This window comes from Paraburkholderia sp. MM5477-R1, from assembly GCF_050436385.1.
Taxonomy (GTDB): Bacteria; Pseudomonadota; Gammaproteobacteria; order Burkholderiales; family Burkholderiaceae; genus Paraburkholderia; species Paraburkholderia tuberum.
Window position 1 is genome coordinate 1,457,617 of sequence record NZ_JBNDMC010000007.1, and the last position, 16,139, is coordinate 1,473,755.

General features: G+C 66.2%; 13 protein-coding genes. 11 read left to right on the forward strand and 2 right to left on the reverse strand.

The window, feature by feature from the left end:
* The first annotated feature begins 32 nt into the window (after positions 1 to 32).
* From OKW35_RS35570 to OKW35_RS35595, 6 genes are all read left to right on the forward strand, one after another.
* Positions 33 to 1,091, forward strand: coding sequence for an NAD(P)/FAD-dependent oxidoreductase (locus tag OKW35_RS35570; protein ID WP_429554500.1), 1,059 nt, complete (start codon positions 33 to 35; stop codon positions 1,089 to 1,091).
* A gap of 351 nt (positions 1,092 to 1,442) precedes the next feature.
* Positions 1,443 to 3,416, forward strand: a complete 1,974-nt coding sequence (locus OKW35_RS35575; RefSeq protein WP_184056651.1) for a PAS domain-containing hybrid sensor histidine kinase/response regulator — start codon at positions 1,443 to 1,445, stop codon at positions 3,414 to 3,416.
* 117 nt (positions 3,417 to 3,533) lie between these two features.
* Positions 3,534 to 4,730, forward strand: a complete 1,197-nt coding sequence (locus tag OKW35_RS35580) for an acyl-CoA dehydrogenase (protein ID WP_429554501.1) — start codon at positions 3,534 to 3,536, stop codon at positions 4,728 to 4,730.
* A 33-nt stretch (positions 4,731 to 4,763) separates the two neighbouring features.
* Positions 4,764 to 5,369: an SAM-dependent methyltransferase gene (locus OKW35_RS35585; protein ID WP_429554502.1), complete on the forward strand. Its 606-nt coding sequence runs from the start codon at positions 4,764 to 4,766 to the stop codon at positions 5,367 to 5,369.
* Entirely contained in the window at positions 5,366 to 6,031 is a 666-nt protein-coding gene (locus OKW35_RS35590) for a glycosyltransferase (protein ID WP_429405665.1), read from the forward strand. The genes OKW35_RS35585 and OKW35_RS35590 overlap by 4 nt, the downstream gene beginning before the upstream one ends.
* A gap of 89 nt (positions 6,032 to 6,120) precedes the next feature.
* A complete protein-coding gene (locus tag OKW35_RS35595; RefSeq protein ID WP_090805813.1) occupies positions 6,121 to 6,615 on the forward strand; it encodes a DUF421 domain-containing protein in 495 nt (164 codons plus the stop codon).
* A gap of 52 nt (positions 6,616 to 6,667) precedes the next feature.
* Here the strand turns inward: OKW35_RS35595 and OKW35_RS35600 are convergent, their stop codons facing one another.
* Positions 6,668 to 8,071 (reverse strand): MFS transporter, encoded by a 1,404-nt coding sequence (locus tag OKW35_RS35600; protein ID WP_184056642.1) that lies wholly within the window; start codon positions 8,069 to 8,071, stop codon positions 6,668 to 6,670.
* A 228-nt stretch (positions 8,072 to 8,299) separates the two neighbouring features.
* Between OKW35_RS35600 and OKW35_RS35605 the strand changes: the two genes are divergently transcribed.
* The 3 genes from OKW35_RS35605 to OKW35_RS35615 all read left to right on the forward strand — a co-directional run bounded on the left by OKW35_RS35605 (position 8,300) and on the right by OKW35_RS35615 (position 12,745).
* Complete coding sequence (locus OKW35_RS35605) at positions 8,300 to 8,443, forward strand: hypothetical protein (protein ID WP_184056639.1); 144 nt, start codon at positions 8,300 to 8,302, stop codon at positions 8,441 to 8,443.
* A gap of 448 nt (positions 8,444 to 8,891) precedes the next feature.
* On the forward strand, positions 8,892 to 11,483 hold the full coding sequence (mprF, locus tag OKW35_RS35610) for a bifunctional lysylphosphatidylglycerol flippase/synthetase MprF (protein WP_429554503.1): 2,592 nt from the start codon (positions 8,892 to 8,894) through the stop codon (positions 11,481 to 11,483).
* Complete coding sequence (locus OKW35_RS35615) at positions 11,480 to 12,745, forward strand: virulence factor family protein (protein WP_429554504.1); 1,266 nt, start codon at positions 11,480 to 11,482, stop codon at positions 12,743 to 12,745. The genes mprF and OKW35_RS35615 overlap by 4 nt, the downstream gene beginning before the upstream one ends.
* Here OKW35_RS35615 and OKW35_RS35620 read toward each other — a convergent pair.
* On the reverse strand, positions 12,717 to 12,998 hold the full coding sequence (locus OKW35_RS35620; RefSeq protein WP_184022741.1) for a hypothetical protein: 282 nt from the start codon (positions 12,996 to 12,998) through the stop codon (positions 12,717 to 12,719). The genes OKW35_RS35615 and OKW35_RS35620 overlap by 29 nt on opposite strands.
* A gap of 101 nt (positions 12,999 to 13,099) precedes the next feature.
* Between OKW35_RS35620 and ilvA the strand changes: the two genes are divergently transcribed.
* Together ilvA and OKW35_RS35630 are read left to right on the forward strand one after the other, a co-directional pair.
* Positions 13,100 to 14,686, forward strand: coding sequence for a threonine ammonia-lyase, biosynthetic (gene ilvA, locus OKW35_RS35625; protein ID WP_429554505.1), 1,587 nt, complete (start codon positions 13,100 to 13,102; stop codon positions 14,684 to 14,686).
* A gap of 237 nt (positions 14,687 to 14,923) precedes the next feature.
* Entirely contained in the window at positions 14,924 to 16,114 is a 1,191-nt protein-coding gene (locus OKW35_RS35630) for a 4-hydroxybenzoate 3-monooxygenase (protein WP_429554506.1), read from the forward strand.
* Positions 16,115 to 16,139: the final 25 nt, after the last annotated feature.

The window sequence follows — 16,139 nt, forward strand, 5'->3', positions numbered from 1 at the left end:
CCGCCTTTCACCGTGATCCGGAGACCTGCCCCATGACCGTTGCCACCGATCCGTCCGCTGTGCCCACCTCGCCGATCCGCACCGATGTCCTGATCGTCGGCGCCGGTCCCGTGGCTCTGTTCGCGGCATTCGAGGCCGGCGTGATCGGCCTCACCTGTCAGATCGTCGACATACTCGGACGGGTCGGCGGCCAATGCATCGAGCTGTATCCCGACAAGCCGATCTACGATATCCCCGCGATTCCGGCGTGCACCGCGCGCGAACTGGTCGAGCGACTGGTCGCGCAATGCAAGCCGTTCGATGTGCCGATTCATCTCGAACAGCGCGTCGACACGGTCGAGCAGCGCGACGACGGACGCTGGACCGTGCGCACGCAGCGCGGCCTCGTGTTCGACGTCGCGGCGATCCTGCTCGCCGCCGGTAACGGCGCGTTCGTCCCGCAAAAGCTCCCGCTCCCCGAGGCCGTGCCGCTGGAACAGCGCTACGTGCACTACAGCGTGCCGCGCCTCGCCGATTTCGCCGACAAAAACGTGGTCGTCGCGGGCGGTGGCGATTCGGCGCTCGACTGGGCGCTGGCACTACGCAAGGTCGCGCGGCGCGTGACCCTCGTGCATCGGCGCGCCGGCTTCAGCGCGGCCGATTCGAGCGTCGAGCTGATGCGGCGCGTGGTCGACGCTGGCGAGATGGACTTCGTCGTCGGCGGGATCGCGGCGCTCGATGTGGAAGACGGCGCGCTGCGTTCGCTGACGCTGCGGCAGGTCAACGGCGAGACACAGCTCGAAGCCGACCATCTGATCGCGCTGTATGGACTCGTCGCCGATCTCGGACCGATCGCGCAATGGGGACTGACGATTCATGGCGGGCGCGTCGACGTTGATACTTCGAACTACGAAAGCTCGCGGCCGGGCATTTTCGCCGTCGGCGACATCGCGAACTATCCGAACAAGCAGAAGCTGATCCTGTCGGGCTTTCACGAGGCGTCGCTCGCGCTGCGCAAGGCGTACGCGTACGCGTATCCCGACAGGAAACGCGTGCATGTCCATTCGAGCTACGACGCGAAGCTCGCGGAAAAGATCGGCGCGGCGGCTTGACGGGCGCGCCAGCGCAGCAGCCGTTTCGATTGGCGACGTGTGCCGATTCTCAGCGGCCGATCGCGCAGCCCGCCGCGTCGTGAATACCTTTTTCAATTGACACGCCTGTTTTTGCCAACGAAGGCCAAAACGGAAAGCCGAAACCGCAGCGCGGCGACGTTTTCCGTCATGACCCGCTAGCTATCGCGGTGCTCGCCGTTATAAGCTTGGCGCCTTGTCAGCCGGCGCGCGAGCGCCCTTGGCGGCGCATCCCGGCCCCCTCCGTGGACCGCGCAAGCGCTTGCGCGACGGCTTCGCCGCCGGCCAGGCGCGAGGCTTGCTTAAAACGAAAGTTCCAATGACGTGTCCGCCATGACCCAGCTCGAAGCTTCTTCTTCCCACGACTACGCCGAGCGCGCTCGAGTGCCGGCCGAGGCCGCGCCGTCGGCGCCCGTCGGCATCGATTATTTGTCGCTCGTGCAGGCGATTTCGGACTACGCGATCTTTCTGCTCGATGCGAAGGGCAACATCGTCAGCTGGAATGCCGGCGCCCAGAAGCTGAAGGGCTATGCGCAGAGCGAGATCGTCGGTCAGCATTTCTCGCGCTTCTATACCGAGGAAGCCGTCGCGCGCGGCTGGCCGACGTACGAGCTGGAACAGGCTGCGCTGACCGGCCGTTTCGAAGACGAAGGCTGGCGCGTGCGCAAGGACGGCACGACGTTCTGGGCGAACGTCGTGATCACCGCGATACGCAACGAGAAGGGCGCGGTCACGGGCTTCGCGAAGATCACGCGCGACCTGACCGCGCAGCGCGAATACCTCGAAGCGCTGCGCCAGAGCGAGGAGCGCTTCCGTCTGCTCGTCGATAGCGTGAAGGACTACGCGATCTTCATGCTCGATCCGCAAGGCTTCGTCGTCAGCTGGAATTCGGGCGCCGCGCGCATCAAGGGCTATACGCACGACGAAATCGTCGGCCGGCACTTCTCGCAGTTCTATGTGCCCGAGGAGGCCGCGGCCGGCAAGCCCGCGCGCGAGCTCGCGATCGCGCGGCAGATCGGCGCCGTCGAAGACGAAGGCTGGCGCATGCGTAAGGACGGTTCGACGTTCTGGGCCAACGTGATCATCACGGCCGTCTATGACGAATCGCGACGCTTGCGCGGCTTCGCCAAGGTCACGCGCGATTTGACCGAGCGGCGCCGGCGCGAGGAACTGGAGCGCTCCGGGGAGCGCATGCGCGAATTTCTCGCGACGCTCGCGCACGAACTGCGCAATCCGCTCGCGCCGGTGCGCAACGCGGTCGGCACGATGCAGATGGAAACCGATCTGAGCCCGGTGGTCGCGCGGGCGCGCGATCTGATCGATCGCCAGGTCACCCACCTGACGCGACTCGTCGACGATCTGCTCGATATCGGCCGCATCATGTCCGACAAGGTCGAACTGCGTATTGCGCGCGTCGATCTCGCCGAGCTCGTCGCGCGCGCGATCGAAGCGGCGCGGCCGTTCACCGACTCGCGCGAGCAGCGCGTGGTCGCGCATGTACCCGACGCTCCCGTGATGATTCGCGGCGACATGACGAGGCTCGTGCAGGTCCTGCAAAACCTGCTGCACAACGCGTCGAAGTTTTCGCCGAACGGCAGCGCGATCGAGATGCAGGGACGTGTCGACTTTCGTATGGCGGTGCTCGAAGTGCGCGACCCCGGCTGCGGCATTCCGGTGCGCTCGCTCGACAAGATCTTCGAACTGTTCGCGCAGGAGAAGGAAGGGCAAAGTTTCGGCGAGGGCGGCCTTGGGATCGGCCTGACGCTGTGCAAGTCGCTCGTCGAAATGCATGGTGGCAGCATCGTCGCGAGCAGCGAAGGACTGGGACTCGGCAGCACGTTCACGCTGAGTCTGCCGCTCGCCTCCGCGCAGTCCGACACCGCGGAGAGCGGCACGATCGATGCCGCGCCCCACGTGCAGCCGTTGCGCATTCTCCTCGTCGACGACAATCGCGATTCGGCCGACAGCCTCGCGATGCTGCTCGAACTGAAGGGCCACGAGGTGCGTATCGCCTACGAGGGCGAGCAGGCGCTGCAGATCTCGCCACGCTTCTCGCCGCATCTCGCGCTGATCGACCTCGCGATGCCGAAGATGGATGGCTATGCGACGCTCGCGGCGATGCGCGCGCGGCCCGAGATGTCGCGCACGATGTACGCGGCGATGACGGGTTTCGGCCATGCGAGCGATCTCGATCGAACTCGCCACGCGGGTTTCCATGCGCACCTCGTGAAGCCGGTCGAGATGGCGGTCCTCGACGCGTTGCTCGCGAAGGCGGATGGACGTCTGAGCGGAAGTGGCGGGACGTAGCCGCTGTTTCGCTGCGCGGCTGCCTCGCCAGCCGGGGCACGGTGTTTGCTGCCACTCTGCATACATTCCGGTCCGCCGCTCGGCGGGCCGTGGATCGAACCGGTGCAGGGAGGCACGATGCTCGACATACGCGACCACGCGGCTAGCTTCAAGGCCCAGTCACGGCAGGTCTCAAATCAACACGGTGGCCGCGCACTACGCGCGAGCGCCCGCGCGCCGCAGCCCGGCAAGCCTGCTATCTCGCTCGACGATTTTCTGCGCGACGCGCGTTTCGATGCGAACGATCCCGCTGCCCTCGGAGCACTGCTCGCTGATCTGATCGAGCGCGGCTACGATCGCGCGCCGACCTTGCCATGGCCGGGGCATGGGGAGACGCTGGTGCGCTGGCGCGCGCTGGCCGCCGTTGCCGCATGCGACCTCGGCCTCGTCAAACTGTTCGAAGGCCATACCGATGCGCTTGCGATTCTCGCCGAGCTCAATGGTCCGCTGCCGCCCGCGGCAAGCCGCTGGGGCGTGTGGGCCGCCGAAGCGCCGCACGCGCGGGTGCGCGCCATCGACGAAGGAATCCAGACCGTTGCCGGCGAGGGCGCGCAGGTGCGCCTGTCCGGCACCAAAGCCTGGTGCTCCGGCGCGCAGGCGCTCACCCATGCGCTCGTGAGCGCATGGCGCGACGATGAGCCCGTGCTCGCGGCGCTCGCGCTGGACCAGAGCTCGATCTCGATCGATACATCGAAGTGGCAGGCCGTCGGCATGCAGGCGACCGCGAGCGCGGATGTCACGTTCAAAGACACCGTGGCGACGCTCGTCGGTGCGCCGCATGCGTATCTGCGCCGCGCGGGCTTCTGGCATGGCGGCGCCGGTATCGCCGCGTGCTGGTACGGCGCGGCCGCGCAGATCGCGCGCACGCTGCGCGACGCGTGCGCCCGGCACGCGGACGCGCATCGGCTCGCTCATCTCGGTGCGACCGATGTCGCCTTGCAGTCGGCCGCCGCGCTGCTGCGCGAAACCGCCGCGTGGATCGACGCGCAGCCGTCGGCCGATGCAGCGACGCGCGTGTTGCGCGCGCGTCTGGCCGTCGAGCAGGCCGCGAGCGCCGTGATCGAGCACGCGACACGCGCGCTCGGCGCGGGCCCGTTGTGCCGCGACGCGCGCTTCGCGCGGGCGCTCGCCGACCTGCCGGTGTTTCTGCGGCAGAGCCACGCGGAACGCGACCTCGCAGCGCTCGGCGAACGGCTCGTCGAGGCCGCTGACGCGACTGCCGCGCCGGCATCGCATCAGGCGTCTTCGCAAACACTCGCGCCGTGGACGCCATGACTTTTTTCCCCCTGCCTTGGGAGGATCGCTGAGATGAACTCGACGGCGCCGTACTTCGATGAACTCTACCGACGCAGCGACGATCCGTGGCGTTTGCGCGAAGGCTGGTACGAACGCCGCAAGCGTTCGCTGACGCTCGCGTTGCTGCCGCGGGCGCGCTATCGCAACGCGTTCGAACCGGGCTGCGCGAACGGCGAGTTGACGGCCGGGCTCGCGACGCGCTGCGACGCGCTGCTCGCTGCCGATCTGCACGCGCGCGCCGTCGAGCTTGCGTGTGAACGCATGGCGGGCGCATCGAACGTGCGGATCGAGCAGCGCAGGCTGCCGCGCGACTGGCCGACGGAGCACGGGCCGTTCGATCTGATCGTGATCAGCGAGTTCGCGTACTACCTCGACGCGGCCGAACTCGAAACGCTGGCCGCGCGCATCGCCGGGTCGCTGACGCCGGACGGCACGCTGCTCGCCTGTCATTGGCGCCGGCCGTTCGCCGAAGCGCGCGAATCCGCCGACCATGCGCACGCGCTATTCGATGCGCGCTGCGGTCTCGCGCGTCTCGCGCATCACGACGAAGCCGACTTGCTGATCGACGTGTGGTCGCGCGACGCACGTTCGGTCGCGCAGCGCGAGGGGCTTCTATGATCGGCGTGATCGTTCCGGCGCATAACGAAGAGGCGTTGCTCGCACGGTGCCTCGCGGCCTTGCTCGAAGCGTCCCGACACGAAGCGCTCGCCGGCGAGGAGGTGCGGATCGTCGTCGCGCTCGACGCGTGCAGCGATTTCAGCGGAGCGATCGCGCGCGCTTACGGCGTGCAGACGCTGACGCTGAAGGCGCGCAACGTCGGCGTCGCGCGGGCGCTCGGCGCGTCGCTGCTGCTCGCGCACGGCGCGCGCTGGCTGGCGTTTACCGACGCCGACAGCCGCGTGTCGCCCGGTTGGCTGGCCGCGCAACTGGCGCTCGGCGCCGATGCGGTGTGCGGCTCGATCGCCGTCGACGACTGGAGCGCGCATCCGCACAGCGTGCGCGAATATTTTCGCAAGACGTATGTCGACGCCGACGGACATCGTCATGTGCACGGCGCGAATCTCGGCGTTTCCGCCGACGCCTATCGGCGCGCGGGCGGCTTTCCGCCGCTCAAGTGCAGCGAGGATGCCGCGCTCGTCGATCGCCTGATCGCGACTGGCGCGCGCATCGCGTGGAGCGCCGCGCCGCGCGTGACCACGAGCGCGCGCACCGTGGCCCGCGTGCGCGGCGGTTTCGGCGATACGCTCATCTCGTGGGCGACGGACGGCGCGCTGGCCTGAGCGACGGCGACGCGTCGCGGGCTCGTCTCGCTCGCAACTATCCGGACACCAGAACATTCGCACGGCAATCCGCCGCGGGGAGGGCGAACATGATGGACGCGTTTTTCGTTCTATTCGGCCAAGGCAGGGAGCTCGATCCGTTGCAGATGGGTATGCGCTCGATCGCCGTGTTCGTGATCGCGCTCGCGCTGATCCGTGTATCGGGGCGCCGTTCATTCGGGCAGCGCTCGCCGTTCGATTCGGTCGTCGTGATTCTGCTCGGCGCGACGCTGAGCCGCGCGATCGTCGGTGCGTCGCCGTTTATCGCGACCGTGGTCGCGTCGTTCGCGATCGTCGTGTGTCACCGGGTGCTCGCGTGGTCGTTCATACGCTCGCGCCGCTTCGAGCTGCTGGTGGGCGGCGCCGAGCGCGAGGTGTTCAGCGACGGCAAGTTCCACGCGAACGAAATGCACGCGGCGCTCGTCACGCGCACCGACATCGAGGAAAGCGTGCGGCAGAAAACCGGCTCGCGCTCGATGGACGACGTGGCCGCCGCGATTCTCGAACGCAATGGCGAAGTGAGCGTGATTCGCAAGCGCGCGTGAGCGCCCGAACCCGTGAAGAGCGGGGCGCTCGCGCGGTGACACGGTAGCCGGCTCAGCCGCGCCCGCCTCGCGAAATCTCCGCGCCCGCGCCGCGCGGCAGGCGCAGCGTGACCGGAATCGACGCGAACGAGCAAAGCCCGACCACGAGAAACGCGGGCCAGAAATCCGACCAGGTGATGCTCGGATGCCCATGCAGCGCGCGCGAAATCTGCAGCACGATGCCGCCGACCGTCACGCCGAGGCCGAGCGACATCTGCTGCACGACGCTGCCGAGGCTCGTCGCGCGGCCGACGTCGCGGCTCGCGATCTCCGCGTAGGTCAGCGAATTGAGGCTCGTGAACTGCAACGCGGGGAAGAAGCCGCCGAGCAACACGACGACCCAGATGATCCACGTCGGCGTGTGCGGGAAAAACAGCCCGCACGCGGCGATCGAAATGCCCGATAGCGCGGCGTTGAACACGAGCACCTGGCGAAAGCCGAAGCGGCGCAGCACCGTGGAGGCGATCGTGCGCATGAACATGCCGCCGAACGCGGACGCGCAGGTGATCAGCCCCGATTGGAACGCGCTCATGCCGTGGCCTTCCTGCAGCAGCAGCGGCAGCAGGAACGGCAACGCGCCGAGACCGATGCGAAATAGCGAGCCGCCGAGCACGCTCGCCTGGAAAGTCGGCACCTTGAAAAAACGCAAATCCAGAAGCGGCAGTGCGACGCGCTGCGCATACGCGACGTAGATCGCGAGCAGCGCCGCGCCGAGCGCGCACATGCCGAACGCGTCCGTGTTCGAAATCAGTTCGCCGCCGACCAGCGACAAGCCGAGCAACAGCAGCACCGCGCCCGCCGCCGACAGCAGGAAGCCGATCCAGTCGAGCGGGCCGGGGTCGGGCTCGCGCGTATTGGCGATATAGCGATTGGTGAGATAGATGCCCAGAATGCCGATCGGCACGTTGATGAAGAAGATCAGCCGCCAGTGCAGATACGTGGTGATGAAGCCGCCGAGCAGCGGACCGGCGGCAGGGCCGAGCATTGCGGGCACGCTCAGGTAATTCATCGCGCGGATGAAGTCGGCTTTCTCCACCACGCGAAAGATGATGATGCGCCCGACGGGCACCATCATCGCGCCGCCGACGCCCTGGATGAAACGCGCAACCGTGAAAGTGGCAAGCGAGTTCGACGCGGCGCACAACAGCGAACCCGTCACGAAGACGCCGATCGCGGTGCGGAATACCGTGCGCGCGCCGAACTTGTCGGCGAGCCAGCCGCATACCGGGATGAACACGCCGAGCCCGAGCACGTAGCTTGTCACCGCGATCTTCAGCGTGACCGGATCGCGCCCGAAATCGCGTGCCATGGCCGGCAGCGCGGTGACGATCACGTTGGCGTCGACGCTTTCCATGAACATCGCGCACGCGACGATAAGAGGCGCAATCAGAGCTTTTTGGGTCTGGGCGACGGTCATATCGGCGAGCCTGCGGCGAAGCGTCGCAGGCAAAGGGGGCATTATGCACCTGTACGGTGCGGATTGTTAATACCTGCACGACCGATGCCGCCCCTTTACGAATTTTCCGTAGCCGGTACGCGACGTTGGCATCACGACGTCGCCAAAAAATATTGTTTTGTTGCGCTGCGGCACGAGATCGCTATAATCGGGTTATTCCGTAGGTATAAACCCTGATCAGGAGTCGCCATGAACACCGCATCGAATGCCGTCCGTTCCACCCCCGCTGCCAACACGTTCTTCGGCAAGCTGCGCGCGCTGGCGCTGCATGCGCTGAACCTGCATCTGCAGAACTGCGCAGTGATCGCCGAAGCGTACCGTCGCCCGAACTAAGCGCGAGTTTCCCGCGCGGGCCACGCAAGCCCCTGCTGTCGTGTCAATGCCCGCTCGAGTAGCGGGCATTGTGCTTTGTGGCCCCGTCAAGCGGAGCACGTTCAGCGAGTCGCTTCCCCAGTCCCACCAGATAGACGCCCGCCGTCAGCCAATTCCGGGCTGCCATCGCCGTTTCCCTTCCTGATATCGTGCTTCCGCTCCTGATGACGGCACGCCCAGCCGTGATCTTGATGCCGCGGTTGCGCCGGCCCGATGCCTCGCATCACGCGAGGAAGCATTACAATCGCGCGCTTTTGACACGCGACGCGCAGGTGAACTGACGGCAAAATTGCTAATGCTGTCAACCTTTTGCACGTTTTGCCGTTATCACTTTGTAATCGCCGCCACAGGCGATACCGCGCGTGACGACCCGTCGCCGCGACCGCTCCTCGCAAGGCCCGCATTGACCATGTTCCACCGACTTCAACACAGCTTCGAGCGCCTCCCGGCGCTGCTCGGCCGTGCATCGAAAGCGCTTGGCAGCCGGGGACTTCTGTCGCCCGTGCTCGCGCTCGTCATTTGCGGGTTGCTGCTGGTCGTGCTGCAGCATCTGTCCGAGGCAGTGAATTACCGTTCGGTGATCCGCGAACTGCGCCAGCTGTCGGCGCGCGAGTGGATCGGTGCGCTCGGCGCGACCGCGCTCAGCTACGTCGCGTTGGTCGGGCGCGACGCGGTCGGCCTGCGCTATCTCGGCGCGAGCGTGCCGCGCGCGGCGCTGTGGGTCGGCGCGACGGCCGGTTCGGCGCTCGGCAATGCGACCGGTTTCGGCGCGCTGACGGGCGGAGCGGTGCGCGCGCGCGTGTACGGCGTCGCGAACATCACACCCGCGCAGATCGGCCGCATGACGGTGTTTACGAGCGTGTCGCTCGCGCTCGCCCTCGTCTTGATGACCGCGCTGGGCATGGTCTGCATGGCGGGCCAGCTCGCGCCGATGCTGCATCTGTCGCCAGTCGCGCTGCGCTGGAGCGGCGCTGCGCTGCTGCTCGCGCTGGCGCTCGCCGCGGCCGCGTGCCGTCGGCAAACCCGGCCGATCCGCACGCGCTGGCAGTGGCTCTCGTTCGATATTCCCGCGCGCCGCGATCTGCTCGCGCAGGTTGCGCTGGCGGTGCTCGACGTGGTCGCCGCGGGCCTCGCGTTGTGGGCATTGCTGCCGCATGCGAACGTGAGCTTCGTCGGCTTCATCACCGTCTACGCGGCCGCGATGCTGCTCGGCCTGATTGGCCATACGCCAGGCGGCGTCGGCGTGTTCGAAGCGGCGATGGTGTTCACGCTGAGCGGCAGCGTGCCGATGCATCAGATGGTCGCCGCGCTGCTCGCGTATCGCGCGATCTATTTCGGCGTGCCGCTGATCGTCTCCGCGGCGCTGCTCGCGGGCTTCGAGGGGCGCGCGCTGAAGCATCGTCTGTCGATGTTGCAGGCGGAGCGCGTGTCGGAACTCGCGCCGCTGTTTCTGAGCCTCGTCACGTTCGTGGTCGGCGGCATGCTGGTCATTTCGAGCGCGACGCCGGCGTTCTGGCAGCGCATTCATATGCTGCGCGACCTGGTGCCGCTGTGGGTGCTCGAAAGCTCGCAGATGCTATGCAGCGTGCTCGGCGTGCTGCTGCTGTTCGTCGCGCGCGGCCTGCTGCGGCGGCTCGATGCGGCATGGTGGATGACGCTCGCGCTCGCGTTGCTGAGCCTCGCGCTGTCGCTGACCAAGGGTCTCGCGTTCGTCGAAGCCAGTGTGCTCGGCATGCTGATCGTGCTGCTGCTCGCGACGCGCAAGCGCTTCAACCGTCATTCGTCGCTGTTCGCGGAGCGTTTCACGGCCGGCTGGCTCGTGTCGGTCGCGATGGTGCTGATGCTCGCGACGTGGGTCATGCTGTTCGCTTTCCGTGACGTGCCGTACACGGGCGATCTGTGGTGGCAATTCGCGTTCGACGAGCGCGCGCCGCGCGCGCTGCGCGCGACGCTCGCCGCGAGCGTGTTCGCCGCGACCTTCTCGTTCTGGCAATTGCTGCGTCCGGCGCCGGGCCGCTTCGTGAAGCCGGCGCCCGAAGATCTGCACGACGCCGCACGCATCGTGCGCGCGCAGGAACGCAGCGATGCCGGTCTCGCGTTGATGGGCGACAAGAGCTTCCTGTTTTCGGAGTCGCGCGAAGCGTTCCTGATGTACGCGAAATACGGCCGCACGTGGGCCGCGTTGCACGATCCGGTGGGGCCGCGCGAAGAGTGGGCGGGTCTCATCAGCAAGTTCGTCGCGCTCGCGCATGCGCATGGCGGCCGCGCCGCGTTCTACCAGGTGCGCGCGAATGCGTTGCCGCTGTATCTCGACGCTGGCCTCACGCTGATGAAGCTCGGCGAGGAAGCGCACGTCGTGCTCGACGACTTCGATCTGAAGGGCTCGCATCGCGCGCATCTGCGCTATGCGCTCAAGCGCGGCGAGCGCGACGGCTTTAGCGTCGAAGTGATCGATCAGGCCCATGTGCCGGCCTCGCTCGAAACGCTGCGCGGCATTTCCGACGGTTGGCTCGACAGCCGCGACGCGCGCGAGAAGAGCTTCTCGGTCGCGGCTTTCCATGACGAATACCTGGCCGCGCAGTCGGTGATGCTGGTGCGCCAGAACGGCGAGCCGGTCGCATTCGTGACCTTCATGACGACCGATATGAATACCGAGGCGACCGTCGGCGTGATGCGTCACGTCGAAAGCGCGTCGCCGTATGCGATGGAATATCTGTTCACGCAGCTCGCGCTGCATCTGAAACAGGCGGGTTTCCGCTCGCTCAGTCTCGGCATTGCGCCGCTCTCCGGTGTGCAGCCGACGCCGCTCGCGTCACGCTGGCATCGGCTGGCCGGCATCGTGTGGCGCTTCGGCGGTCGCTTCTACAACTTCCGCGGACTGCGTGCTTTCAAGAGCAAGTTCCAGCCGCGCTGGGAGCCGCGTTATCTCGCGGCATCCGGTTCGGGCGTGTTCTTCACGCTCGCGGACCTGTCGCTGCTGGCAGGAGGCCGGCGTTCATGACATTGCATCCGTTGTTCCGGCTCGCCGTCGCGGCGAGCGTTCTGAGTTGCGGCGCGCTCGCGCACGCGGCCACCACCACCGTGCCCGGCGGCCGCTATGGCGACGTGCGCGTGACGCAGCCCGAGGGGCCGCTGCGCGGCTTCGTCGTGCTGTATTCGCAGGCAAGCGGCTGGAGCGCAGCCGATCAGCAGAGCGCCGATGCGCTCGCGAAAGCGGGCGCGATGACGGTCGGCGTCGATACCGCGCACTACGCGGCCAACCTTGCCGCGAAAAAGGAAACCTGTCATCAGCTGGTGGGCGATGCCGAGGCGCTGAGCCATCAGCTCGAACGGCAATCGCAGTCGAGCCGCTACTTCGCGCCGATCGTCGCGGGTACGGGACAGGGCGCGACGCTCGCGATGCACGTGCTCGAGCAGGCGCCGTCCAATACGATCGCGGGCGCGGTGTCGGTCGACGCCGATCACAAGCTCGACGCGCGCTTCGAACCGTGTCCGCCCGACCCGACCGTGATTCGCGACAAGGTACCGGGCTTCGTCGAAAAGGCGAGCACGGGCAATGCCGATCGCGCGCGTCTCGTTGCCTTGCTGACGCCGCATCTGCAGCCGGCCTCGATCAGTGCCGACGACGTGTCCGACCTGCCGCTGATCGAATTGCCGGCCGCGCATCCGAACGGCTTGATGGCAATCGTGATTTCCGGCGATGGCGGCTGGCGCGATCTCGACAAGACGATCGCGCAGGCACTGCAGAAAGATGGCGTGTCGGTGGTCGGCTGGGACAGCCTGCGTTATTTCTGGAGCGAGAAGCCGCCGGCGCAAACGAGCCGCGATCTCGCGCGGGTGATGCAAACCTATGGCGAGCGCTGGCACGCGCAGCATATCGCGCTGATCGGCTATTCGTTCGGCGCGGACGTGCTGCCGTTCGCGTATAACCGTCTGCCGCAGGCGCAGCGCGATAAGGTGTCGCTGATTTCGCTGCTCGGCTTCGCGCCCGAAGCCGATTTCCAGATCCGCGTCGGCGGCTGGCTCGGCATGCCCGCGAGCGACAAGGCGCTGAACGTGCGCCCCGAGTTGACGCATGTGCCGCCGTCGATCGTTCAATGCTTCTATGGCGAGAGCGAGACCGACACGCTGTGTCCGGCGCTCGACAAAACCGGCGTCGAAGTCATCCGCACGACCGGCGATCATCACTTTGGCCGCGATTACAACGCGCTCGAGCAACGCATTCTCGCGGCGTTCAAAAAGCAGAGCGGCGTGCGCGATTGATGTCGGTGTTGGTCGTCTCTGCGGGGCGCGCTTGCCGGTGCGCCCCGTTTTTCTTGTGTGGCACTGCCGCACTGCGCGGAGATTGACAAAGCTTGCCGAGTCGACGAAGATCGCCGACATGAACTGCCTCGACATCCGTATTGCGCTGATTATTAGCATCATTCATCGAATGGTGGGTTAGCGCGCGTCGACTTGCAGTCACACATAACCCGCCAAACGAGGCGGGTTTTTTTATGTCCGCTTTCAGGTTCATTCTCTGCCTGCCTCCTGGCGAACATGCCGCGATTGCTATCGTTCGATGTCGATCGTCGTTGATGCGTTGTTGCATCGAATGTTGCCACCCAGGAGCTTGCCGTGCTGTTAAACGAACTCGAACAGGCCGCCGCAGCGGCCGGGCGCGTCGCGCCGTCTCACGACTACCTGAAAAAGACCCTGACCGCGCGCGTCTACGACGTGGCGCGCGAGACCGAACTCGAACGCGCGCCGAACCTGTCGGCGCGGCTGTGCAACCCGGTCTATCTGAAGCGCGAGGACAACCAGCCGGTGTTCTCGTTCAAGCTGCGCGGCGCATACAACAAGATGGCGCATATTCCGGCCGGGGCGCTCAGCCGCGGCGTGATCACCGCGTCGGCGGGCAATCATGCGCAGGGCGTGGCGTTATCGGCGGCACGCATGGGCGTGAAGGCGATCATCGTCGTGCCGGTGACGACGCCGCAGCTCAAGGTCGACGCGATCCGCACGCATGGCGGGCCGACCGTCGAGATCGTGCAGTTCGGTGAGTCATATAGCGACGCCTATGGTCACGCGGTCAAGCTGCAGGAAGAGCGCGGCCTGACTTTCGTGCATCCGTTTGATGACCCCTACGTGATCGCCGGCCAGGGCACCGTCGCGATGGAAATCCTCAGCCAGCACCAGGGGCCGATTCACGCGATCTTCGTGCCGATCGGCGGCGGCGGTCTCGCGGCCGGTGTCGCCGCATACGTGAAATCGGTACGCCCCGAGATCAAGGTGATCGGCGTGCAGACCGACGATTCGTGCGCGATGGCCGCGTCGTTGCAGGCGGGCGAGCGCGTGACGCTGAACGAAGTGGGCCTGTTCTCCGACGGCACTGCGGTGAAGCTCGTCGGCGAAGAAACCTTCCGTCTGTGCCGCGAATATCTCGACGAAGTGCTGCTCGTGAACACCGATGCGCTGTGCGCCGCGATCAAGGACGTGTTCCAGGACACGCGCAGCGTGCTCGAACCGGCGGGCTCGCTCGCGGTGGCCGGCGCCAAGCAGTATGCCGAACGGGAAGGCATCGAGAACCAGACGCTGATCGCGATCACGTCGGGCGCGAACATGAACTTCGACCGCATGCGCTTCGTCGCCGAACGCGCGGAGGTGGGCGAAGCGCGCGAAGCGGTCTTCGCGGTGACGATCCCCGAAGAGCGCGGCAGCTTCAGGCGCTTCTGCGAGCTGCTCGGCACGCGCAGCGTCACCGAGTTCAACTACCGGATCGCCGACGCGAACTCGGCGCATATTTTCGTCGGCGTGCAGATCCGCAATCGCAGCGAATCGGCGCAGATCGCCGGCGCCTTCGAAGCGCACGGCTTCGCCACCGTCGACCTGACCTTCGACGAACTGTCGAAGCAGCACATCCGCTACATGGTCGGCGGCCGCTCGCCGCTCGCGCGCGACGAACGACTGTTTCGCTTCGAGTTTCCCGAACGCCCGGGCGCGCTGATGAAATTCCTGTCGTCGATGGCGCCGAACTGGAACATCAGCCTGTTCCACTACCGCAACCAGGGCGCGGACTACAGCTCGATTCTGGTCGGCATTCAGGTGCCCGGGAGCGACCACGCGGCGTTCGAGCGCTTCATCGAAACGCTCGGCTATCCGTGCTGGGAAGAGACGAAGAATCCGGTCTATCGACTATTTCTTGGCGAGTTGACGCTCGTTTAGCGGATCGGGGTTTACCTGAGGGCACGCCATGCCGCAGCACGAGCCGCGGGTCGTTCAAGTCGCCGGAAAACCCCGCCAGTCTTGCGTTTTCGGCCGAAACAGCCGCGCGGCGCTGGCTCCCGCCTTACACCTTCTATCGCGCAACGCGATACGGCCTATCCGCTATATCGCATTGCGGGATAGGCGTCGCGATCGTCACACTGAGCGCAAATTTCATCACCGCATTCAGGAGACTACATGCGCACCCAAGTCGGCATCATCGGTGCAGGGCCCGCTGGCCTGCTTCTTTCCCATCTGCTTCATTTGCGCGGTATCGACTCGGTCGTGCTCGAAATGCGCACGCGCGATCAGATCGAATCGACGATTCGCGCCGGCGTGCTCGAGCAGGGCACGATGGACCTGCTGACGCAAACCGGTCTCGGCGAACGCATGAAAGCCGAAGGCGCGCTGCATCACGGTTTCGAACTCGCGTTCGAAGGCAAGCGTCGCCGCATCGATCTGACCGACCTCACCGGTCATGCGATCACGGTTTATGCCCAGCACGAAGTAATCAAGGATCTAGTCGCGGCGCGCGTCGCCGCGGGCGCCGAACTGCGTTTCGGCGTATCGGAGACGTCGGTGCGCGGCATCGATACCGATAAGCCGTCGATCCGCTATCGCCACGAAGGCGCGGAGCACGAACTGCAATGCGACTTCGTGATCGGCTGCGACGGCTCGCAAGGCGTGTCGCGCCAGGCGATCCCGCAGACGCTGCGCAAGGATTTCGAGCGCGTCTATCCGTTTGGCTGGTTCGGCATTCTGTGCGAAGGCCCGCCATCGTCGGACGAGCTGATCTACGCGCGCCACGAGCGCGGCTTCGCGCTGATCAGCACGCGCTCGCCGAACGTGCAGCGCATGTATTTCCAGTGCGATCCGAAGGACTCGGTCGACAACTGGTCCGACGATCGCATCTGGGCCGAGCTGCATGCGCGCGCCGATTCGGACGAAGGCCACAAGATCATCGACGGCAAGATCTTTCAGAAGAACATCGTCGGCATGCGCAGCTTCGTGTCGACGACGATGCAGTACGGGCGCCTCTTCCTCGCTGGCGACGCCGCGCATATCGTGCCGCCGACTGGCGCGAAGGGCATGAACCTCGCGGTCGCCGACGTGAACGTGCTCAGCAAGGCGCTCGACGCGTTCTACAAGGAAAACCGCGCCGATCTGCTCGACCGTTACAGCGAAACCGCGCTCAAACGCATCTGGCGCGCCGAGCACTTCTCGTACTGGATGACCAGCATGCTGCATCGTATCGAAGGCGCTTCGGCGTTCGAGCAGCAACTGCATGTCGCCGAGCTCGAGTACGTGACGACGTCGCGCACGGCCGCGACAGTACTGGCGGAGAACTACGTCGGCGTCGCCGGCGCGCAGATGCAGGCGCAGCTGTAAGCGCTACTGCAAGCACCGCGCGATC

Coding starts and splice junctions, on each gene's coding strand:
- OKW35_RS35600 (WP_184056642.1), bottom strand. CDS start 8,071: ATGACCGTCGCCCAGACCCAAAAAGCTCTGATTGCGCCTCTTATCGTC.
- OKW35_RS35595 (WP_090805813.1), top strand. CDS start 6,121: ATGATGGACGCGTTTTTCGTTCTATTCGGCCAAGGCAGGGAGCTCGAT.
- OKW35_RS35620 (WP_184022741.1), bottom strand. CDS start 12,998: ATGAACCTGAAAGCGGACATAAAAAAACCCGCCTCGTTTGGCGGGTTA.
- OKW35_RS35580 (WP_429554501.1), top strand. CDS start 3,534: ATGCTCGACATACGCGACCACGCGGCTAGCTTCAAGGCCCAGTCACGG.
- OKW35_RS35585 (WP_429554502.1), top strand. CDS start 4,764: ATGAACTCGACGGCGCCGTACTTCGATGAACTCTACCGACGCAGCGAC.
- mprF (WP_429554503.1), top strand. CDS start 8,892: ATGTTCCACCGACTTCAACACAGCTTCGAGCGCCTCCCGGCGCTGCTC.
- OKW35_RS35605 (WP_184056639.1), top strand. CDS start 8,300: ATGAACACCGCATCGAATGCCGTCCGTTCCACCCCCGCTGCCAACACG.
- OKW35_RS35570 (WP_429554500.1), top strand. CDS start 33: ATGACCGTTGCCACCGATCCGTCCGCTGTGCCCACCTCGCCGATCCGC.
- OKW35_RS35630 (WP_429554506.1), top strand. CDS start 14,924: ATGCGCACCCAAGTCGGCATCATCGGTGCAGGGCCCGCTGGCCTGCTT.
- OKW35_RS35575 (WP_184056651.1), top strand. CDS start 1,443: ATGACCCAGCTCGAAGCTTCTTCTTCCCACGACTACGCCGAGCGCGCT.
- OKW35_RS35615 (WP_429554504.1), top strand. CDS start 11,480: ATGACATTGCATCCGTTGTTCCGGCTCGCCGTCGCGGCGAGCGTTCTG.
- OKW35_RS35590 (WP_429405665.1), top strand. CDS start 5,366: ATGATCGGCGTGATCGTTCCGGCGCATAACGAAGAGGCGTTGCTCGCA.